We start from the raw sequence: 24,353 nt of genomic DNA on the forward strand, positions 1-24,353 counted from the left end.
CCGCGGTTTATAGTTTATCTACTATTTTTTGCAATTTTTTCTCTCTGTCTTTTCCTTTAAAAGCCCCACTATCCAACATGTCCTGAGCTTTTTCTTTAAGTTCGCTTTTAAAACTTGGGTCTTTTAGCCGATCTTCAAAAGCCTTTTGAACTATTTTCTCTTGTTCTTTAGAGACTTTTTTCCCTACTATTTTATAAAATATTTCTCCTTCATCTGAAACTTCAAAACCAATTTCGGTTAACTTTTTGCCTTTATGGAATATATCTCCATGGATACTTTTAGTCAAAACATCTGTTAATACCGTTTTAGATTTTTGCCACATAAAGCCAAAGTCACAAGGCTTGCCATTATGCACCAACACATTTTGTTTCGAAACATAATAGGTATGGTATTGGTCAACCGTAAAGTTATATACTTTAGTGTTGCCCTCAACTAATTCTATTTTTGAAATAGCTTTGGTAGTGCCGTCATACAATGTAAGCAAATCACCTACCTTAAGTTCGTCGACTTTAAGCCATTTCCCTCCAATGAAGAAAGGATGTTCGTGTGTAGCCTCTAAAATCTCATCTCCGAAATAAATCCTATAAACTTGTTTGAATTCTCTCGTAAAAGTATCGATTACTTCTTTTAAGGCCAAATTCCCTGTCGCATCGTCATAGGCCCAAACTTTGTCGCCGACTTTTATGTCTTCGATATTCTTATACCCTTTTTCCGTATAAACCAGTGTTCCGGCAGTAAAACAACCGCAAGGCTTGAGCATTTTTACTATGGCCTTTCTTGATCTCCGAAGAAGTTTTAGTGCATCTGCTGAAAATTCCCCGGTTTTGACAAATGCCTTGACTTCCCCGACTCCGATAAACATTGATAAAACATCGAATAATATTTTTCCGTGCTGATATCCGGCTTCTGCTGGAGTTCCTTGGAACGTACTCTGATCGAACCAAACCCCGATTTCTTTCTTGATACTGGCATACATCTTGTCTCTTAAGTCACTGCTGCTAAATAGTTTGACAACCATTTGGCCCATTTCGATATGATCGGCCCTGACTTTTTTGGCGCTATCAGTCCATGCATATGGATTCCAAGGTGTCCAGGCAGCGCTTGACTGAACAGCTCCTGCCGCCATGTCTAAAGTTTCGATGATTCCATCACCCAAACCAGCAAGGAAACCTGTAACATACCAAGAGTCTTTCTTGAGTTTGTCTTTGAATCTGAATGGTATTGGCCCTTCTCCATCAAGGTCTTCGTAATAAATCGGATTGTTTGAGGCGAAAGCATAAGGTGACATCTGAGGGAATTGCTTTATCCTTGGATCTAAAGAAAGGAACCTTCCCACTCTCGGATCGTGCATTCTGTTCTCAAAATCCAGACTGTTTCCACCACCTTTAATCTCGTCATCTTTTTCCTTACCATTAAACCCGTAACGGTAGGCTGTACCTGACCCATGCCTGTTTGGCACTAGCATTCCAAAAGGATAGTAATCGTTGTAGCTGATTACGTCCGGTAAAACAGAGAATGTTGAAGCAGTAATCTGCTTGCCAAATAAAGGTCTGTCGGTAATAACTGAAAGGACATTTCCTAAATGGTTGGACAACTCGTATCGTTTATCTCCGACGTATCTGTAATACGCTTTTTTAGAGAAGATAGACAAAGAAGATCCCATTCCCTGGTCGTCGCCTTCACATATATCTCCAATACCGTTATTGTTGGTATCTGCCTGATCAGGATTTGCTTCTGCGGCACAGTTGTCGCACACATCACCATAACCGTCACCATCCGAATCCGCTTGTTCCGGATTGAATGTTGTTGCACAATTATCACAAACATCACCTACTCCATCATTGTCCTGGTCTTCCTGAAGTGCGTTTGCTGTTGATTTACAATTGTCGCAAGCATCTCCTACTCCATCATTATCCTGATCCTCCTGAAGTGGGTTATAAGTATAAGGACAATTGTCCAGTTTCGCTCCAGTAGTCGTATAGTCATTGATATTGTCACCATCTGAATCCAATACGCCCGAACCGCAATAATGGGAAGCGTCATTGTCAAATATATGGTTGTTAGGCAATCCAGGAGTATTGTTAGCCCCTACCGGAATGTTCATGACCATCGGATAAGTGGCACTGTACCCTTGTACTTTTTTACCATCAGTTAAGGTTTGCCCGTCAAATAAGAAAATATGCTCTCGTTTAGGGTCTTCCTCATCTTTTAGATGTTTGTCTATCGAATAACTGAAATCACAAACATTCGCCAATACAGAAGTTCCGTTGTATACTATATTAGATTCATCGTTTCTTCCATAATCTTTGGAGTAATCCCCCATTTTATTGTTGGCATAAACCGGAGCCGGGTAATTGGCATACGTATCTGAATTATACCCTTGTGCGTTACTTGTGGTGTCAAAGTCTTTATTTTCATAAAGATTTCCGTTAAGCATAAGTTCCGGATAGTACACTTTAGTGTTACTGTCGTAACTTAATCTCAGGTTCATGTTCCATTCATTTTCCGGAATACCCGTTTTTAGGGTGTACACAGTCCTTTTTATGTGGCTGCCGAAACGCCATACCCATCTGAATCTCCATTTACGGAATCTTTTTACCCTCCAGTAATTCCTGTGGTAAGTCTCTACGACCACCTGTGGTTTGTAGTTCCCGTTTTCTTTAATAATCTTGATCTGTACGTTACTGTTATAATATTGCCTTTCCGTAGGTTGATTGTCATTTTGAATGATTACAAAATCCCTTTTCTGGCCATCGGCAAAATTATTTTTATCAAATTGCAGGTTACTGTTAATGACAACCTCTTCAGTCATCGCTCCCAAATTGCTAAAGAAATTCAGGTTCGAATAACTATCCCAATTTACACTATCCGAATCGTTGTCAAAACGCAAGCCTCCTAAAACAGGTATTGTCGTAGTTACATTGTTTACTACATTAACCGGTGCTGATTTTTGTGCGCTTGCTTCCATTTTCATCAATGGTCCTTCAATAACACCATTGTTTGGCAATGCCGCTCCAACTGACTCGATACCCAATCTGGTGCTGCCGTAAATAGAATTTTCAGTCAAATACAATTTGCCATCTTGCTCATCGTAATCGTAAACCGACAGGACATTCCCCTGGGCATCACGCAGGTAATATGTTATCTTTCTTTTTCCTTTACCTTCAGATACGATTTTTTCGATCCTGTTTCCTAATCCGTCGTATTTAAAAGTAATTATTTGCCCGTTATCTTTTCGAACCTCGCTCACTTTTCCATCAACTCTCCAGTCGATATCCAGGCCTTCCTGCTCGTCACGAATTAACTGGCCAATCATATCGTACTTATAATTTCCGTCTTTCTGATTGTCTATATCCCCGTCAAACTCACCATCTTGCACATCGTCATTAATATGATCTAACCTGTTGTTATTGTTATCCGGATAATTATAGGAGAACGCATCCATCGCAAAGGTTGTACTGTAAGTGTTATCCTTAAAGGCTGAACGCTGTAGCTTTTGCAGGTTACCATTCATATCGTATGCATAGGAACTTTCAATTGAAGGCACAGATTGAATGTAAGCCTTATCAAAATCGTTAAAGATAGCCTTACTTCCCATTGAAGATATCCTGTTCAACTGATCGTAACGATAGTAGTTAAATTGCGAAGGCAGGAAGTTCTGGCCCTGGTCAAGAAGTGCCGTTGCCATTTCCTTTATATTTCCATTATACAAGTCATAGGAATTCGACATCCCTTGATCAATTGTATAACTAAACACCTTATTATCAATTGGAGAAGCAGTTGATCCTATCGATTTATAATCTTTCTGATAATAATTCAAGGCAAAACCGAAAGCATCCTGTGCTACATAATTTGAGCTCGAATTTGTGGCAACACCATTGCCGCCGGCATCATTAAGATATCCTATTTTTTCAGAATTGACTGCTTTAAGCCATCCTTGCAATGCGTAGATATAATCTAACCCTTGTACTTTTTTGTCACCGATAAGGGTTTGCGCCAAAGGCCCATGAGCATAATAATCGTATTTGGCCTCTTTTTCCCAAATCACATTATCCCTACTTGTCAGGACGTCGACAATCCTGTTATCTGCGTCATACTTGTATTTATGGATAAATTGTTCGTCCGAATCATTAGGTTGGTAAGTAACCGTATTTACATTACCGCTTATCAGATCATAATCATAAACAACTTTCTTTATATTATGGTTTTTACTCTTCAGGACCGGATCATTAATATCCATAACCAACTCTTTTACATTGCCATGAACGTCATAATCATAATAGATGGCATTGTTGTAATCGGTTTCTGCTATGGAAGGATTCAATTGATCGAAAGACAAGATACCGGTAACTCTTTTGAAACTGTTGCCTTCATTGTAATCAGAGAACCATTGGTCAGAACCATTGAATGGTTCATCGTATTTTGTCTTGGTTACTTCAACGAAATCAGTAGCCACATTATCAGGGAAAGGCGTAACCGGCACGCTCGGGCTTGCATCTACAGGGACTTCCTGGTTGCTATTGGTATACACCAGTTTTCCATAGTCGTTAATGGAAATCGGTTCCTCTTTACCTTCGAGCTGGCCTGCTTCAAAAATTCTCCCCAAACCGTCATAACGGGTATAACTGAAGATGTTTTGGGCATTCTTTTCAGAAAGTTCTTTCTGTTTCGCATTTTGGGAAGCAATGATCCTGCCCAATCCGTCGTAAGCAAAACGGGTTTCATCTCCATCCGGCGTGTATTGCCAAACCAGTTGGTTTAATGAGTTGTATTTGTATTTTGTCCCCATAGTATGGCTTGGCGAAACTGCCACACCTGTAGGATTGGTTATATAATCCGCAGCCGGGTCATTTTGCCTTACCGCATCAACCGCGTTATTGGTGGTTGATGTTGTTGCTAACCTATGCACTCCTTTAGGAGGAACCGTCTGGATTAAATTACCTGCCTGGTCATAGTAGTATAAAGTATATTGGTATTCACCATCGAAACCTTCTTTGGTAAAAGTTTCATTCACTGCCGCAATTGCAGCATTGATATAATCCGTTTTAAACTGTTGTTTTTTCTGCTCCAATAACGATTGCAATACTTGAGACGTATACGTATTCAAAACATTGCTGGCAAACTGGTTACACGGTTCGTTAATAGCAATAAGAGGCTGTGTTATCGTAGGGATTGGCGGAGCGACAGGACAAATGTCATTTTCCACAACATACACCTGGTCAACATATTGCATCCATGTCAAGGTATTCCCTTGAGGGTTTGCAATTTGCCCCGAAATATACGCTTGGTAAGCCGTAATGGCAGCGTAGGTTCCTTCATAACCGAATCTTAGTTTTGTGGAACCGAATTCAGCCAAGGTTATAAACAAAGGATCGTTCACGTCTGAAGCCTGATTGTCTAATCCGAAAGTGTTCAGGTATCTTAAATAATAAGTATACAGGTAAGCGTAATTGGCTTCGCAGAAATATTTGGCCGCGGCTTTCAAGTCTGACATACTGGCAATATCATCCGGGAAATTGGCCATGATGATTTCCTGGATATTTCCGTTAGGCCCGTTGTAGAAAGTAGAAACAAATTCGCTCCATGCTGCAGAACAGGAAACCGCTTCAATAGGTTTTGGGATACATGTTTTGCAAGGAACTTCTACTTCTTTATAACACTCATTTACCACCAGGCAACTCATAGTACCTCTGGCAATCACCGTTCCGTTGGTTGTTGAAACTTCAGCCGTAAAAGCATCCAGAGTCTCATTGAACGTAACATCATTGATACTGGTAATCTGTGAGATCTGCGTATTTGGTATTAGGAACGAAAGGTCACAGTTGGCTGTTTTCTTGAAATTAAATCCTATTTGCGTACCGTTTTCTGTCTGGTTGGCATAATAATTTTTGATCCCGACAGAATCTTGTGGCAAAATGGTCGGGTCTTGTGGTATGTATTGCGCATAGAAGTTAAACCCTTCAGGGACAAAACCGTCAGCTACGGAAGTTTGCACCACCAAATCGGCAAGCATTGCACGGGTAGCTTCTTTTAAGGTCTCCAGGATTTCACACTTAACATTCAAACAATTGACAGTTCCTGTAAAATATCTTTCTCCTGCCGGATAATTTGCCATTGGACTTCCTTGTCCTTTTATTCCACATCCTGAATAATAGCCGTTATAATGGGCTTTTATTTTAAAGGCATACTTGCCGTTACCCAGGTTTTGGGTAATTTCAAAATCAGTAAAATGAGTAACCTGCTGGCTGAAATCACTTGCCAAACAAGCCCTGTCCGGATAGTTGAACAAATCCAGGTTAAAGCGGCAATCCCCTTTTTTGTCAAAAGAAAAATACAATCCGTCGTGGGCTGTTGATGTAAAGTTCGTCAAGCTTGCATTGTGGATTCCTTCACAAGTGCTGAGAGAAGGACAAACCGGATCTAGTATTTCCTCTGAATATTCTATTCCTCCATATTCGTTGATAGTCTCTCTTTGGCTCCATAAATGATTGATAAGCGCCAGGAGGTTTACCTCTGCATTGTGCTTTGGCTTATACATACGTTCTTTACATACGCAGCCAAAATCCAGATAAGAAATAGTCCCGGTGAAGGATTGTAAAGTATTAGCCGAATTCAGGTAATAAATAGTAACCGGGTACGTATTGTTGCCTGTATCAAGCTGGTTTCCTATTTGAATGGAAGTTACCTTGCTGATTAGGTTCAGATTGAATCCCGGGGTATAATTTACGGTAAAACTGCTTCCGCTTGAAACCTGTAAGTTCAAGGAACTTCCGGAAACAAACCATGAAGCCGTTGTTGAGATATTATCAGCATGCAGGATTTCCGGAATTACGGTACCATCATAACAATAATTATTGGCAGAAACAGTAATTGGAGCTGTAGAAGTCAAAACATGGTTGGTACGCAATTCGTTCATCAGTTTGACCAATCCGTTTTCAAATCGGGTCTTATTGGCACATCCGCCTCCCGCTTGCGTTTCGCTATTACCATTTAAAACCGAACCATTGTTATCAATCAGACATTCTCCGATAGGGGCAACAGTAGTCCCTTCAATAATAATTTCTTCTGGAACACAATTATCTGCCGGATTGCCTGTTCTTTCTATTTTGGCAACGACCCTGAATTTATAAGGGTTAAGCGAATTGTAAGAGCCTGTCACATAATACAGGTTCTTAAATTCGGTTATTTTGAAGGCACTTGCCCCTTGCAGGTAATTATTCCAGTTTGGCGCCGCCAGGGTTGGATTACAAGGATGTACAAAAGTACCGCTTGGGGTGATGATCTTCAATGTGATTTTTTGGGATGCAGTTCCTACCGTAACATTCATTAAGGCAGAAGATACGATAGCACTTGATATCAGTTCTGTTCCGGCACCAGAATAATTCCCGGCGGTAAATGGCCCGCCTAAAGCATTGTAAAGATTCGTAGTCAGGTATTGCATCGAATTGACCGGTGTACTTGACAAAAGCGATTGAGTATTGCTATAACTTGTATTGCCGGATTGAACATTTAAAGCCGTATCCTGGAACCCTACCAGGCCGTTCAGGAAGTTTTCAAGGTCAAAAACCAATGGACATTTACCGGTTTCTGCAAATATCCCCGAAGCCGCGTCTGAATTTGCTCCTGCCGCGATAACATCATCAGGAAGCCCTGAGTTGTAGCCGTAATCCGCAGAAATGAATCTTTTGTTTTTTTCTTTGTAATACGCCAGGCTGGTTCCGTTGCACACATCGCCAGTCCAGGCTCCTGCAACCACTGCCGGCTGTGTCAGCGGGTAAAGCGTTGCAAAGTTATTGTAGAGTGCATCATTTTGTTTCAGGAAAATGGTCTGGAAAGTATCCGTGTTTTCCGGATTATTGATGCAATCGTTGTATCCTTTGTATTTTTTGGCATAAATATGCGAAAAGACAGTTTTTGTTTTTTCTTTGAAAGAAGTGTAGTAGCTTACAAAATTCTTCCAAAACATATTCTTCTGGTTGTTGTTTAAAGCATTAACCAATGTTAGGAAATTATCCACATACACTCCAGGGGAATTGGCGCCAATAGTTCCATACGTAGTGGCAAAAGCCTGAATGTTGGCCGCTGGGCTGAAGCCGTTGGAATATTTTGCAAAATAATAGGCCGTAGCCAATAAATTCAGTTTGTAGCCCTGCACTTTCATTCCGTCATAATTGTGGAACAAGGCTTCCTTCATCAGGGCAAGCCTTACTTTATATTCTGCCGCAGTTTCTACAGGATATTGTGTTTTATAAAAAGGGTCAACCGAAGCCGGGCTTGATGTTGAAGTCGCATTGGCAGGACCTATGTTCGTATAGATATCATCAATGAAATTTTTTGCAGTGTCATTGTATTGTTCGATATCGCGCAGCTGGCCGTCAAAAGTATCGGTATTGATTGTATTACCCTGTAAGTTACACAAACTGGTAAAATACTGGTAATAATGGTATTCCGGATGATGGATAACCAATGACTTGGCCCAATTAGGATCCCAGTTGGCATAAAAATCCGTGAATTCCTTTAAAAATTGAGGCCTTATGAAATAGTGCCCGGAACCTGCCGGTCTCTCTTCCACTTGAGAGTGGTGCAAGACTGCCGGTTCGTATGTGGTTTCATCGATTTTGGTTAGCGGTACCCATGCCTCATTGCCATTTTCGTCCTGGTATTGCGGAATCGGATTCCTCCAGCTGGCTTTAGAATAATTTACAGTTGCTGTCGAACTTGATGAACTTCCTCCATCCGAAGTTGGAGCGGCATATGTGGTAAGCGGCAAAGTACCTTCATAGGACAATCCGTTCTTATCATCAAAAACGGTTAAAGAACCTGGGTTGAACCCATCTACAGGCGTAGCCACCGGGATATCGTCGCTTTCGTCAGAATCAGGTGCATCCGTAGTCTCATCAGCCAATCCTTCAATACTACCATATTGTCCGGTAGGGCTTACATCGGATAACAACAATTCGTAATTTGATTCGCAAATAGAAACCGGGCTTTTGCATAAATCCCTACAAGCTTTCAGCACTTGAACGAATTCAGCTGCAAATTGTTCTGTCGCAAAAGTAATTTGCTCCTGTACTATCGGATCGGTTGCATTATTGGTAATGGTTGAGCCGCTTATCTGGAATGTCACACCCGGAAACAAAGCAGTCAAGGCCTGGTGCACATAATTCACTTCCATCTTAACAATGTAAGATTCTCGTAGTGAAATATTGCCCAACACATCCTCAGGCGTTACAAAAAGAGCATTAAATGCCGTAATATCAGCTGGAACAGTTAAATAACTTGCCGCTAAATTCTTTTCGCATTGGGAACAAGTCGTATTACAATCTGCAATACTGCTTAAAGAGTTGCTAAAAGAAAAAGTCGGCTTGCATGGCCCGTCTACTGAAATGGCCTGGATATAATCATTGGCATAATTCTCCAAAGTTTGCTGATTCAGGATCAGTTTTTTTGAAATATTATAAGTTCCGATGCTCAATGAGTTTGCCAATATGTTGTTTTGGCTTACTGACACGGTGCCTGAAGGAACAGTCCCATTTAAATTTTCTGCCCCTAAATTTAGGTTCAACGGACCTCCGGTTATTCTTTCGAAACCACAATCATCTTTTAAAGAGATGTTGATATTATAAACGAAAGGGTATTTTTTATCGGTACAAACAGCCTTGTAAAAAGAATTGGTCAAGCTGGCATTGTAAGACAATTTTAGGTTATCCTGCCTCGGGATTGTAATGACTGAATTAAATTGAATCCCGTCATTCAAAATACCGTTAGATCCCGTTGGAAAGGGATTGTTGTTTTCCAGGATATTCAAGGTTAACCTAGGCGAGTTGACTACTTCATCCAAAGCAATCAAATTTTTTGGTGCATCGCCTGCAAGCGCGGTGGCCACTGTCCTTCCCTGAGGATCCAGATAGCTCACACTTACCTGTCCATTCGGGTCAACAACCATGTTTTTCTTGTATCGCAGAGCATTACCAACTCTATACCCAAACAAGCGGTTCAACTCCTCCTGTGTAGGGGTTGCATAAAAATAAGTCATCTCATGGCTACTGCCGATTTGATGTTCTGGCCCAACACTTCCTTTTTTTCGTATCCTTCCAGTATTGTCCGGAGTATATTCGATTTGGGAAAAAGGATATTTTTTGGCATCCGGGATGAATTTCTGTAATCCGGTTTGATTTGGATTGAACTCCGAATAATACTTGCTGGCACCGGAGCTTTTGGACATTCCTTTAATTAAGCTTGGTACACAGGTAAGTGAATTTGACTTTTCCCAATCGAAATCATTGTGTGTAAACAATTTGTCGCTTTCGTTTAAGGTCAGGTCCTTGAAATATTTAAGCGCACCGCTCACTACAGGCGTAGGCAGTACTTCAATGGCCGCCCTACCCTGGTTGTCGTAAATTACTTCCCCAACAACGGTTTGATTATTGGTGTTTACTTTGGTAACGGTTTGCCTGTTGCGTAAACTTCCGTCAAAATAACTGATTACGTCTTTTTTCTTTCCTTCTTCAGCATAAGAAGATTGGAATTGCCAGTTTTTGCCTCCTTTTTCATGGGCAATATTGATTTCGGTAACATTCGGCCAGTCTTGCACGAATTTATAATTTTCCTCAAAGCTTGTGGTCCAGTTTCCATAATAATTCCTGGAAACATCCGATAAGAACCTGCCCACCGGCCTTACTCTGTAAATAAGGTACCCTTTATTATAAACCAAAGGAATCCTATACGACATGGTACTGGTTTGTATCCTGGTACTGTTCCTTAAAAAATCAGCTTCTGTTAGTGCTATTTGATTTTTTGGCAAAATGGTACTTAAGGTCGTATTGTAGTTGTCGATCCATGTCCATTCCAATTCGTATTCAACCGGAGGTTTTCCGTTGTTTAAAATCTGCCAGCTAATTTGCAATTCATTGGCATTACCGGTTTGACCGCCGGACAATGTTACTGTCGGTGTCAAGCTGTTAGTATAAGTAACCAGTTCTTCTTTCAGGCTAAGTTTCGTAGAAGCAATATTATAGTACCTGTCCGTTTCAAAAGTCAATTTCAAATACGCCGAATTCTCATTCGTATTTACCGTTATGGCAACATTGCTGAAATTAAGGTACTTAATATCTTTAATTTTAACGCTGATCTTGTGTGCCCCAGACACTTTTTGGATGGCAAAATCCTTTACCTTGAGCTCATCATTCACATTATTGTGTTCTGTTTCCAACACGATGGTTTCAACACTGCCTAAAAGGGCATTATTGATTCCGTAGCTGGAAACTTCAAGCGTAATCCTTGCTTTATAGACTTTACTGAATTTGATATTATCGAATACCGAATCATCAAAACCAAAATGAATTTTCGCACAAGAATTAACACTGGTAAAAGTTGTGGGATTTGGGTTTGAAAGTAAGGGATCCTGTACGCTGACAACTTGGTTCGTTACCAGAGTAGCCCCGCTTAAAATAGGAGAAGTTACTGTTATATGTTGTTTATCAATAACTGTGGTTTGCCCATTTGTCAAGTAAGAGATGAGTACTACTAAAATTGAAAAATATTTTTGCAATCGATTCATTTTTCCTGGTTTTTATAGAATTTTAACGATAATCTTCGATGTTGTATTGAGAATATTGTAATGATGGTTTTATGCCGGTCTTTTCAAATGAGACAAACTTCCCCAACGAAAAAATGCCGTCAGCTATTTTGTCCCTTTTATGGTTGGAATGGATGATTTCCAGTACGGGATAAGAAATATCATTTTTACGGTGGTCCTTTGAAAAGTCAATACCTGAATTGAAATAAAACACCTGCTTGGTTATAAAAAAGCTTTTACTCACCGTAACCACAATCTTGGAATACGGAAGATCTGTAAATTGCTTCGGCTCCAATTCAATTGTCCAAAAACCCGCATTGGATTTGAATTCTTTAACCTTACAATATTCAAATAAAGGCTGAATGGAAAACTCTCCCAAAACAAACGGCTCCGCTTTTGAAATTTCAATAAGCTTATCCGGATGCATTATCTTCAGGCAAACATTTCCTTTCAACACGAATTCGGTTTTATCGATTTTCTGGTAAACCGCGTTGGAAATGTTTTTTTGAAAAATACCTTTATAAGACTCATATGCCTTTTTATCCGTTGCTTTTTTATATAAGTTATAGCTCGAAGTATAACTTAAGCATTTTTTGCTGGTATATTCTGTATTGACTTTTTTCAAAACCTCTTCAACCGTCTGTGCCTGCAGGCAGAAACACGAGCTAAAGAATACGGTCAATAGGATATATATTGTTTTATATTTCATTTTACTCTTTTAAAACGTTACCCGAACGTGTTTCCTGGATTGTTTTGACACCTTTGGCCGTTTCTTTCTTAACCCTTATCAAACCACCTTCTTTGTCATATTCATAGAATGTGGCGTAATTGTTCTCGTCTAATTCGGACATCAATTTGTAGGTTTCAGGATCGTATACAAAAGATTTCATGCTACCGTCAATTGGATGGATGCGTATGTCATCAAAATACAAGGCCATCCCTTCGTCCTGATTGATAATGTTTATATTGAAGAATTCGGAATCCTGAGGAATCGTGAATTTCTTAAAAATACGCTGCCATCCTTCTATAATCTCACTGCTCGGATCTGGAGCGCATTCAATATTATTACTCAAATCTGTAGCATATGATGATGTTACATCCGGTGTCCCGTCTGCATTGGATTGCCTGAATTCCAATTTTATACCAATAAAAGCGCCCTGAGGATTTAAGGTCTCATAGGTAAGGGTTTGGTCTCTTCTTTCTTGTTTTACCCAAGCACTCAAAATATAGGTTTTGCCCGGAATTGGCTGGTAACCGTAACAATCGTCACAATTTTCCGTAGGCATCTTGTCTCCACAGGTTAATCCTGTTCTGACCAATTCGTTGTATAAATAATCTTTTTCATTACCTAAAAACCTGAAATCTTCGTGCCCGTAATAATCGGCACCTAAAATACCATACTTTGATGCTTCCGGATAAGAAGCCCCTGGGTAATTCAACAGATACTTCAATGATTTTTTCAGGAATCCGGCAGCCCTGGCTTCAGGTTCTGTTCTTGACAGGCTTGGATTCAGGTTAGGATTGTTTTCCGAATCCCTTTCAGTAGCAATACTCATTTTGTTGGCTACCGTCGACTCGTCAACATAGAAACCGTTTTCAATACCGATAACATAAAGCTGCGGCCCATTTGGGGTATTGTTGTTGTTTTTAAACTTACCCATGGTCGTTTTTAGAGCAGCTGCATTTGCCGTTTGACAACCGTCTGTGATAAGAATTACAATATCGGCTTTGATGGCAAGCGCCTTGGATAATCCACTGTTCCAATAATCGGAATTTGGGCCGGCTCCAGGATTAGGGATTGCTGTCGTATTGTCCCTAAGCCTGTACTTATTGATCCAATTGGTATAATTCGTTAGCCCTGATGGCAAAATTTTACTTGAACCGATAACATTGTCAGTCCTGATATCATTGTCTTTATCTGAAAGCCCAATAAGCGATACGTAAGTATTAGACCCTACAAGGAAATTGGCGTTGGCTTGTTCCGTTACAAAATTCTTGAGCTGTTTTTTGATTTTCCTGGCTTCGCTCTCATCAATTGAAGCCGATTCATCTACAACAATAGCAATATGTTTTTTACAGAACATCTCATCAGGACAAAACTCTACGTGCTTTATCTTGATTGTTTTTACGATCGTATTGTTGAAAATATTATCATTGATCTGCATATAGGCTGAAGAATCGGTATAACCGGTCAGGTTCAATTGATAATTGGTATCTGTTACGAATGCACTCTGCCAGCCTGCAAAATATACATCATAAGTTATCTCATTCGGTAAAAATGAAAATTGGATGGAACTCAATTGATTCCCCGGCTGAATAGTTGTCGACGCAAAATTATAAATCCCCGGAATGCCATCAGAAATATAAGGTGCCAAATAGGTCAATTCCGGAAGGGTGATACCATTCATGGCGGCATCTGTCATACCGCCGGATCTTAGCGTAATCAGCTTTTGGATAAGTTTTACCATCAAGCGGTTTACTTCGATCGAGTTTGGATTGATCACCGTACAAGAAGCAATAGGAGGACAGAAATTAATATGGCACACACGACGGATTTTAGTAACCAAACCGGCATTACCGGAATAAGCAACTCCGGTTGCTACATAATTATTTTGGGGCAAATATTCAAAAATTCCCATGTCAGTTATCAATGCTCCTCCAAGAACATTAGAGTCCATTATAAAATCCGGAGTACCACCATGATTGGAGAAAGAGAAACTAAAACCGTTTTCCATGTTAGGCGCATAGGAAAAATTATAGATCCCAATATTTGTATCGGTGATATAGGGTGCCAAAGCCTGTAGCTGTGGAGAATTATAAGCACTTGTAACAGTCCCACCGTTGTTTACAGTAGTAATGAGGTCATTTACCAAAGCAATGAGCAAGCCTGTAACATAAGTGGAATTGGGGTTATTCGCCATACAGGACACCGTATTAAGATTAAAGGCTTCGCTGACCCACTCGCTTTTGCTGCCCGCTCCGCAAACAGACCTCACATAAAATCTATAGGCCACATTTGGATTCAGTCCGGATACAGTATATGTTGGATTTTGGTTGACCGTAATGACTGTGCCTGTTGTTGGCGTAGGATTGCCATAACCGCTCGTTATTGGCTCAACAACCAATTCCCATGAAGTGGCCATTCCTATTTCATTCCATGATAAGGTAATTGAAGTTCCGGAATAACCTGATGTGGTCAAGTGGTTAGGCCCTGGACAAGCATTAGTAGGAGTGGTCGAAAAATGGAATGATTCCGACCAGTTACTCGTCAATTGGTTACAAGAAGGACAAACGGCCCTTACGTAAAATACATACGCAGTATTAGGCAATAAATTTGTAACTGTATATGGGTTGGAAGATGTCAGTACACCTACTCCCGTTGGATTACCACTCGCCGGAACGACTTCTACTTCCCATTGGGTCGCCGTGCCATTTTCTGCCCAGGATAAATTTACACTTGTTGATCCAATATTCGGTGTGTCAAGGTGGGTAGGTGCTTTACATTCCCGCACTACCCTAACATCATCAACAATCCACCTGTCTCCAATATTGGAGCTTGTCTGGGTAAATACTTTAACAAAAGCAACATATACCGATTGGCCTGCATAACTGCTTAAATCAACTTTTTTCTCTGCAAACACATTAAAAGGAGAATTAAGTGTTACTTCAGTCCAGGATGCCAGTGGAGCCGGATTGAACCCTGGCATATTATTTTGCAACGGATCCGTTGAAACCCTTACCTGATAAATCGTGTTACTATTTCCGAGAAGGGTCTGCTTTGCAAAAAACTGCAGTTCTCCATTGGTTGGTACCGTAAACCTTGGTGTTATAAGCCAATCTTCTGAAGTATTCCCCACACCAATGCCTTCATTATTCACATAGGCCGCTTTCGATCCCAAATGCACAAGAGAAGCTGTTGTTGTCTCGATCCAATTATTGGCCGTTCCTACTCCGTTATCCCGCACAAGCCATCCCGCCGGAGGGAAAGTCTGCCCTTCAAATCCTTCGGTACATTCCGTTAATGTAGAAACAATTCCAACATTAAGATGTATGGCTTCCCTTTGCAGTACCAGGTTGTGGTTAGAATTGGATGAATTCGTAATTTGCGGATGTTTTGACAAACAATAATAATCACCAGCATTAGCAGCAGTCAAATTGGACAAAACCAATTGCCTGTTTGCTGTTGAAAAACCGCTGTTAACCGCGACTCCACCAGGATACGTCCCTTTAAACCATTGAAAAGTATCGTTTGTAGTATACCTGTTGTCTGTACACATAGTAAGCGTTACGGAACTTCCAACAGACTGTGTTATAGTTACCTCCGAATCCGTCTTGCCCTGAGGCGAATAATAAAATCCGTAGAACGAATTTAAAGGCGTAGGGATATTCGCCATATAAGCCGTATACTGATTGTGGAAATCTACAAACCGGAATAAATTATCATTAATACGGAACTCCTTTAATTTGATCAATCCTGTTAAATTCGGTATAGTCCCTGACAGTTTGTTATTAAATACTATCAGCTGTTCCAGGTTTGACAAATTACCAAAAGTGGATGGGATTGACCCTGTTAACTGGTTATAACCTAAAACTATGTACTTCAGTTTTGTCATGTTCCCAATCTGTGCAGGAATGCTATCTGATAATTGGTTAAAACTAAGAGACAGGTGCTCCAGGTAGGCAAAATTGCTTACCTGTGTCGGGATCGAGCCTGAAAGATTATTACGGGAAAGATCCAGAACAAGCAGGTTATAATGCATTTGTGTTCCAAAAATAGGGATTGGGCCTGAAATCTGATTTTGGGACAAATACAAAAACTTCAGGGAAATAAAGCTCGAAATATCCCCAAAACCGATCAAGTTGGTCAGTTGATTGTCATAGAGGTTCAGGTATTCCAGGTTTACCAATTGCCCGACACCAAGTGGCGCGAATATTCCCGATAAGAAATTATCGCAAAGGTTCAAGGTTTTAAGATTGCCTAAAAGCCTTATTTGGGTAGGGATGCTTCCTGTAAATAAATTTGAATGGAGGTCCAGTACTTTTAAACGGATAAGCTGCCCAATTTGACTTGGAAGCACACCGCCAAGCTGGCCGTTATGGCTGTAAAAATATTCCAGATTTGTTAATTGCCCAATCTCAACAGGCAAGGATCCTGAAAGCGATGTTAAGGATAAGTCCAAAAACTTAAGTTTTATCAACTGTCCTATTCCGCCGGAAATGGTTCCGGTCAAGTGTGTAGAAGCTAAATTCAGGTATTCCAGTTTCGTTAAAGAGTAAACCTGCTGGATCAATGAACCGGAAAGAGTGAAATTCCTGGACAAGTCCAATGTATTCAAATAAGTCAATTGGCTAATTTGAGCCGGTAACGGTCCGTTCATCGCATTATAGGGCAAACGAAGGGAAGTGACGTGGCCATCTGTAACGGTCACTCCAAACCAACCTGTCTGGGTTACCGAATCCCAGCTTACAACCTGGGCACTTGAATTCCCAACCGGCCATACTCCTTTATTTTGAACGGTATTTGTCCAACTGCCACCATTAGTAGCAGTATACAAAGCAACCAATGCATCTCTTTCCGATTGCGGTATATTGTCTAAAGTCGTACGGCTTGCCGTTCCCGATTTCTGTACAGCGGCAGGTTGCATCTCTTTCAGCACATTTTCCTCATTCGCCTTTTTATCCAAATACATACGGCTGTACATATCACGCATCTTGCTTATTTCCTGCCCCGTATATTCGGCCTTGGCATCACGTCTTTTCAGCTTTTCGGTTTGCTTGGCAAGATCGAAACCAATTTCCTTATCACTGTAATTTTTAGAAATATCAGTTTGGGCAAAAGTGCCGGCAACAGCAAAAAAAGTTATAACTGTAAAAACTATTCTTTTTATGAATGGTATCATTTTCTTTCTTTATTTTTTTGTTCTGATAGCTTTTTTGATTGTCCTTGAAGTTCCGTTTTGCGGTGCACAAGTCACTACTTTCTTCGTGATGGTCGCTTTCTTGCCAGGAGACACCCTAATACTGTATCTGCCTGTGTGTGATTGCTTATCAGAAATAATTACCTCATTCTCTTTCAAACCATCTTTTCCATTAAAATTAAAATGGGCTGATTTATCACAAACATTCCCTGCATAATCTTCAAAACCATCGTACGCTAATTCTTTGTACTGTGTATTTGAGGCTACTGCCAAAGGAAATTTATAATTGAATCCATAATGAGCAGAAGAATACCTGTTTAATGCATCCCTGTTTTCTACTTCCTGGCCGTAAGGGTTGTATTGGGATATTTCCGATGCAAAAGTCCATTTATCTAGATAAGCCGTATTCTTGATCCATTTGCTTTGGGTCGTATTGAAGACATAATAAGGCCTGAAATTTTCAAAGAATCCTGCATTCCTAGGATTTGGATTATCGCCGTGATGCCTTCCTGTTAAGTAAGCGTGTGATTTTTTCGGTCTCCAATTGCCTAATACATTATACAAATAAGGATTGAATGATCTTTCCTGTTTGTCATCTATATCTTCATCTTCACCTAGCGGGACATTATATTCAAAAGCCCCGTCCAATCTCATTTTAGGCAAATTGCATTCACACTGGCTTGGCCATAGGTCATTGTATTCCACAGCCGAAGCATTGATGATTTTATAGCTGCTCCAATCATTCGAGTTGAACAAATCAGTCCTTAAGGTTGCATCGCCTTCCACAAGAGGGCTCTTCATCGATGTTACAGAAGCCATACTAGCTGATTGCATATTTCTGTGGCCGGAACGGATTACCTTTATTGTCCCGTCTTTTATTTTGAATTTATCGATTAACATCCCATCCTGACCAATCATTTGTATGGCCCCGTTTGAAGCAACGGTGGTTACCCAAGCTCTGTATGGTGATACGATTCTATTGTTCAATCGTTCATAATCTGATGGAATGACCCATAATTCGTCACCAGGAATTAAATACTTAGAAGCATTTTCCCCGCTTGAAAACACATAATTTGTAGTTGAAGGCAGGATATTGATTTTACAGGTCAGATCCAAATTGGTTGAAGCTTGTCCCATTCCGGTATAAGACCAATACGCCGGGTAATTGAAACTAAAATAATTATCCTTGTACTCATTAACGGTCTGGGTTAGTAAAACTTGGCCGGTTTCGGCATCCCACGCTAAATTTTTAGTGGAAACTTCTGCGTTATCCTGATATGCAATCGTTTCTCTCAAGATTCCTGAAGAATGGATCACTTTTGTGGTGGTTGCACATTTCAGTTTCGATTCGACCTGGTTGAAGGTTGGTAGCGGAGTAGGCACAATCAAATATATCAGTGCCAAAGGCAATCCAGCCGTATTGAATTTAAGGCCCGGTGTAATAGACTTAGTTCTATGTTCCCTGAAATCATTAATAACGTCATAATCTACACCGACGATACTTTTCTTAACATTCCCTTTGCTGTCAATAGTCGTTACCTCATTGTTGAGCAGACCTATATTGTTATCAGGATTCTGATTGTTCGAATAAATATATTTTGCCCCTGAAATCAATGTATTGTTTTCGGCATAGACATTTTGATTCCTCATCTTACCATCCATATCGTTTGTATGGATGACAAACCCCTGGGACATTGTCAGATGTTCTTTGGCATTGATTTTAATAATAGACCCCAGTGGAGACTTATCGAATCTTGAACTTAAAGGAGTATAATCAACCAGCGTAGGATAATCTTTTGAGGTAAAAAATTCCGTGACCGCTGTTCCGGTAGCATGTTTCTTAACTACATAATTATCTACTCCTATTGTTTTTTGCCTGGCCAGGTTCTTAACGGTTACTTTGCTGTACGTTACTTTTGGCGAAGGAAAGAAAGATTCCCCAAACGGCATTTCCACATAATTCTGATCTTTAGGCCCTAATATTCCACTTTTCTGCTCTTTATCATAAAATGGCATTATAAAAGGGTTTTCCTTACTTCCTAACGGTTCATAAGTGGCCACTCCTGAAGAGATGGCAGCATTGGTTTTCAAATCTGTTGTCTCATAAGAATATTCCTGTCCGTACGATTGCTCATACAACGGATTGTCGGTGCTCTCTGTCATTACGTCCCATTCGTCCACCAGCCTTATTTCTTTAACACGGCTTCCGCCTCCGATTTTCTTACCGTCAGGGCTCATTAGCCTGATCCAGGAATTCTGTGGTATAAACCTATCGGCAATGCCTTTTGCAAGCAATCGGCTATTTGGGCTTTTAAATATTTGCAATGCAGAAGGGATCGCTCCCAATATTTCAAAAACAGCCGATCTCAAATTGTTCGTATCGGTACTGTTGGACAATCCGAATACCAGTTTGCTTAAATAACTTCTACCAAAAAGCAAACCTGCTTTCGTAACAGGGTTGATAGGTGTATCCATAGAGAGGCCGTCTCCTTTTTTGACACTTCTTACTTTTATGGCTACCCTGCTTGTTGATCCGCTAAACTGAACCACGTTTTCTATATTTAAATAACCGGTAACATAGTCATACTGAGGATCTGTACTGGCACCCGGTAGCGGGCTCGGATCAGACATATTGACCAGGAACCTGAAGTAAATCTCCTTGGACATTAGGTCTTTTATGTATTTCTTTATGAATTCGTCACTGCTGGCTACAGGCTTATCCAATTGAAGGTACATGTAATAATTCTGGTTAAGGCCGTCATTGTGGTAAAACCTGTTCTCGCCGGTCATGCTGTCATTTATCGAAGTAGGAGCATCATGCGACATCCCTACCACCTTAAACATTTGCATAGCCTCCTTGTTTTGCACATAAGCATAATCATCGGCCTCATGCTTGAGCTTGATCTCACCACCGGATGGCAGTTTAATGGAATTCAGTTGCCAGGCTGTTGCATATTTATCGGCCAAAAGCCTGTCTGCCTGGCTTACATATGGATATTCTGTATTGCTAAGTCCAGCCCCATTGGCATTGCTTGGTTTGTAATTCCCCCATGCATCGTAGGCTTTCGCATCATAATCGTTATTGTTCTGGTAGTCAAAAGTATAAGGTGTAAATTTCCCCATGTTGGAATCACGGTACGTAAAATAAACTTTCTTCAACGTCAGTTTACCGCCCTGGTTTTCTATTTCATTGCCCACAATATTGGTCAATTTCGAGTTGTTTTCAACCCCTTTGCACAAACTATAATCATATATAAAATGTGCTTCTTTTATAGGTTTGGCATCAACTCCTTTAGCCAAATATTCCGGTTTGGAATACAAAGAGATTTTATCAAGTTTATACATTGGCAACGCACTGTTGAAACCTCCATTTTCGCCTTCAACCCCAAAACCGTCTTTTCTGGCCGATAACGTAAAAATGGCAATATGCGTTTTTGTCTCGATCTTTTCTATATACGAAAGTTCTTTCTCTCCATATGTATAACTCGCTTTATTGTCGTGCGGGTCTGACTTTAGGCCTTCATCATAATTGGCTACATATTTTTTGTATGGAATCCTCCATTTATAAAGTCCCTGGTTTTTATTGGTGTAGGTGAATTTGGTATAATTACCCAAATCGTCATCGGAAGGCCCGTCATTGCTTATATCCTGATAATCTGAAGACAAAACATTCGTCAGCAAATAGGTATGGGCATAGGCCGGAGTTGTTACTCTATTAAAATACCTGTCTCCATTCCTGTTATTGTTTGCACTGTTGTCGCCTTCCAGGTAATTGACCATACCGGTAATATTGCTCCCGTTTCTTCCGCTGACATCAAAAGTTGCTTCTTTTTTAGTCACGTTATATAAGGCACGTCCGAAAACATATCTTTCACCACCTTCGTTTATAACTCTTATTTCAGCTGTATGATGGTCTTTGGCATACTGGCTTATCTGTGTTTTAAAACCAAATTTCGCAGCTTCTTTTCGTGTCAGTTTTTGAATTGATTGATTTCTTTTGACACGGTTTTTCCGGTATATTTTCTCCGTACTTGACAATATCGCTCCTGAATTGTTTTGGTAATTTACCGAAGCCGATCTTCCGAAACTGCTTCCTCCAATACCAAATTTTACCGGTTGGTATCCTCCTGCATTTGTAAATGTACTATAGTCTGTATCTACATGGTTTCCTCCTATTGTCTTAAAATAAGTATCCTCATACGATGGATTGTTGTAAGAAACCGGTGTAAACCTGTTTAATGCATTATTGTTTCCGGCCCAAACACTACTTGAACTGTTGGTTCTTGTAAAATTAGCATTGAATCCCCAGTGATGGCCAGCTCCCATACCCAATTCTATACCAAGCGACCCGGCATTGCTCTGGTCGTTTTTGGTGTTATCATACACATAGCCTACCTGGCCCTTATATGGCCTGAATGTCCCTGAAACGCCTTGCCCTTGGATCGAATAAATATCGTAAGTATAGTTCGTTTGCGGTAAAGTTGTCGTGTTTTTGTTAACTGTCCGGTCCTTTTCCCTGTTAAAATCCAAAATATCATTATGAGAAGCATACTTTGTATTCTCATATCCATATCCTCTTTCTACCTTATATTTTTCAGAATCACTCAATCCCTGAACATTGACATATCCTGAAAATTTCGAACCCGGATCAATACCATATACGGCGCCTTCAACATTCATATTAAAAAGGAAACTGGAAGAACGCATCTCATTTCTTTTAGTCGGTGTAAATGAATTGTTCACAAAAGAAATATTGCCGGAAAGCCCTCCGTTGGCATCAGCATCTTTTCCTGCCTTATCTTTAAATTTTCTAGACAAATCGGACGAAAAAGTCATATTTTCGATTCCTTTCCTGCTATTGTAGCTTACTCCGACATCACCTCCTAAATTTACTTGCTTATCGGTACCGGCCTTGAATTTAGCATCGTAGGAAATAGTTGGCGAAGCAGATACACCTTCCGAAACGGAAGATTCCATTTGCATCCCAACCTTTACGTTGTCGTTCATCGCATAAGTAAAACCTCCGGTAACCGAAACGCCAATCCCATCATAATTGTTATATTTTACACCAAGCCCCAAACTTACGTTCCCTTTAGGCATTTCTCCACCTTCGGCAACTCCAAAAACCCCAACATGCAAACTCGCACTACCTCCAACTGTAACATTGTCTTTCATTGCGGTTTCATACACCATAGGATCTCCATTGAAATCATCAGGCAAACCTCTCATCTGACGATTGATCTGGCCGACATTCAAATTCCACCCCAAACCAGTCCATGAAGCTTCCTGGTCCATAGTAACTCCCGAATTGTACGCAAGATTGATAGGATATCCGCCTACATCCATAATAGGAATGTTATAATTGAAATCACCCGAACTCAAGTCTACCATATCAGAAGTCCCAATAGGTGTAAACGAATTAAATTCAGGCTGCGATGGTCCTTCTGTCAATGCATACATCTGCATTGGCTGTGTCACCTGCAAGGCCATCATTATCATTAGGTAATAGGCAATGATTTTTGAAAACTTACTTTCTCTAATTTGTCTCATAAGGCTATTTCGGTATATGGATCTTTAAATTTAAATTTCATCGTTCCTTTTTTGAAAAGGAAATCTTTGTAGACGAGCTGGATCTTGTCACTTGGGTCAATTCCAGAAAACATCAAAAGCACCTTCTGGTAAGGTGCGATTTTATAGCTTCTTTCATATAATGCGCCGGAACAGGATATCGTGTCTTTCTTTGAGGTTACGACATAAAAATCCTTTTCCAGTGCGAAGGACATATATTTTATCCCTTCTTCATATGGCATGCCGGTAAACTTCTGGTCGAGCAAATCCTTTTCTTCGTCCTGACGGAATTCAAATTCTATGATCCGTTCGGTTTTGTTCTGCTCATACAAAGAATCTACCAGGAACAAATCTTCATTCCCTTTGTCTTTTAATAAATAGTATTGGATTGGGACTTCGGTAGCGGTAAAATTTATGTGGTCAACCAGCTGATTGTATACTTTGGATTTCCATCCAATTTTTTGAAGCCTGTAATATTTGTCCCGTATTACAGAATCGTCGGTTACTTTATCGTCTTTTTTACAAGAAAATAAAACCAGGATAAAAAGCAAAGCATAAACCTTATTGAGCACCTTCATACTTTTTATTTATATAGCCTAACAATTCATTTGTAATATCCGTACGCTCGCTGGCATATAAAACCGCCTGTTTGTTTTCAGAACCGATAATCAAATCATAGTTTTTCTCTTTTGAAAAATCATCAACGTAACCTTGGATCCTGGACCATATTTTTGAAGATTCCTGAGCCGAGAAATTCTGATTGAACATTTCCAGTTCTTCCTTCCCCTGAATAAAATGCTGCATGAGGGATTTTCTTTCCGCATCGGCAATATTGCCTGACTGCAATTTTGAATACAAAGAATCCAGGATGGTTTTTCTTGCGTTGAATTCTTTTTCTCCTATTTTCTTCATTTCCTTAGTCATGTAGAAACCCTCAAATAACTTGGCGTTATCCACATATACTATTTTTTCAGAGTGGGAAAAATATTGAAAAACCAAGAAGCAAAGCACTAAAACTAAACCTCCTGCATTGACCAGAAAAAGAACCTGTAACTTATTTTTTAGCAAAACTATAGCTGTTAAAATTTTCGCAAAACTATGCTAAAAAAAATTGCTATACAATCGACATTCCGAATTTACGCACAGAATAATAAAAATCGAAAGCAATCATTTGACATTCAATTATTTGAAAAAGTGTTAAAATCAATAAAAAACTATTTTAACTACTTTTCCTACAAATTTCCAATACAATCTTTTTTTGAATATGAATGATGAAAATAGTACCTTGC

6 protein-coding genes are annotated in these 24,353 nt (G+C 40.0%); all 6 read right to left on the bottom strand.

Features of this window, described 5'->3' with window-relative positions:
- Window positions 1-7 precede the first annotated feature (7 nt).
- From E4635_RS13695 to E4635_RS13720, 6 genes are read right to left on the bottom strand one after another with little or no spacing between them, the layout of a single operon-like run.
- The gene (locus E4635_RS13695; RefSeq protein ID WP_135527272.1) at window positions 8-11,560 is read right to left on the bottom strand and encodes a polymorphic toxin-type HINT domain-containing protein; all 11,553 of its coding nucleotides are present in this window, start codon (window positions 11,558-11,560) and stop codon (window positions 8-10) included.
- A gap of 22 nt (window positions 11,561-11,582) precedes the next feature.
- Complete coding sequence (locus E4635_RS13700) at window positions 11,583-12,287, bottom strand: LolA family protein (RefSeq protein ID WP_135527273.1); 705 nt, start codon at window positions 12,285-12,287, stop codon at window positions 11,583-11,585.
- A 1-nt stretch (window position 12,288) separates the two neighbouring features.
- Window positions 12,289-17,478 (bottom strand): choice-of-anchor J domain-containing protein, encoded by a 5,190-nt coding sequence (locus E4635_RS13705; RefSeq protein ID WP_135527274.1) that lies wholly within the window; start codon window positions 17,476-17,478, stop codon window positions 12,289-12,291.
- Window positions 17,479-17,487: 9 nt separating this feature from the next.
- On the bottom strand, window positions 17,488-23,046 hold the full coding sequence (locus tag E4635_RS13710) for a hypothetical protein (protein ID WP_135527275.1): 5,559 nt from the start codon (window positions 23,044-23,046) through the stop codon (window positions 17,488-17,490).
- The gene (locus E4635_RS13715) at window positions 23,043-23,642 is read right to left on the bottom strand and encodes a hypothetical protein (RefSeq protein ID WP_135527276.1); all 600 of its coding nucleotides are present in this window, start codon (window positions 23,640-23,642) and stop codon (window positions 23,043-23,045) included. The genes E4635_RS13710 and E4635_RS13715 overlap by 4 nt, the downstream gene beginning before the upstream one ends.
- Window positions 23,626-24,075, bottom strand: coding sequence for an OmpH family outer membrane protein (locus E4635_RS13720; RefSeq protein ID WP_317133531.1), 450 nt, complete (start codon window positions 24,073-24,075; stop codon window positions 23,626-23,628). The genes E4635_RS13715 and E4635_RS13720 overlap by 17 nt, the downstream gene beginning before the upstream one ends.
- Window positions 24,076-24,353 lie beyond the last annotated feature (278 nt).

It is taken from the genome of Flavobacterium humi (genome assembly GCF_004745595.1).
GTDB classification, from domain to species: domain Bacteria; phylum Bacteroidota; class Bacteroidia; order Flavobacteriales; family Flavobacteriaceae; genus Flavobacterium; species Flavobacterium humi.

Excerpts from the sequence above, each read along its gene's own strand:
- E4635_RS13695 (WP_135527272.1), bottom strand. The coding sequence starts at position 11,560 with ATGAATCGATTGCAAAAATATTTTTCAATTTTAGTAGTACTCATCTCT.
- E4635_RS13715 (WP_135527276.1), bottom strand. The coding sequence starts at position 23,642 with ATGAAGGTGCTCAATAAGGTTTATGCTTTGCTTTTTATCCTGGTTTTA.
- E4635_RS13700 (WP_135527273.1), bottom strand. The coding sequence starts at position 12,287 with ATGAAATATAAAACAATATATATCCTATTGACCGTATTCTTTAGCTCG.
- E4635_RS13705 (WP_135527274.1), bottom strand. The coding sequence starts at position 17,478 with ATGATACCATTCATAAAAAGAATAGTTTTTACAGTTATAACTTTTTTT.
- E4635_RS13710 (WP_135527275.1), bottom strand. The coding sequence starts at position 23,046 with ATGAGACAAATTAGAGAAAGTAAGTTTTCAAAAATCATTGCCTATTAC.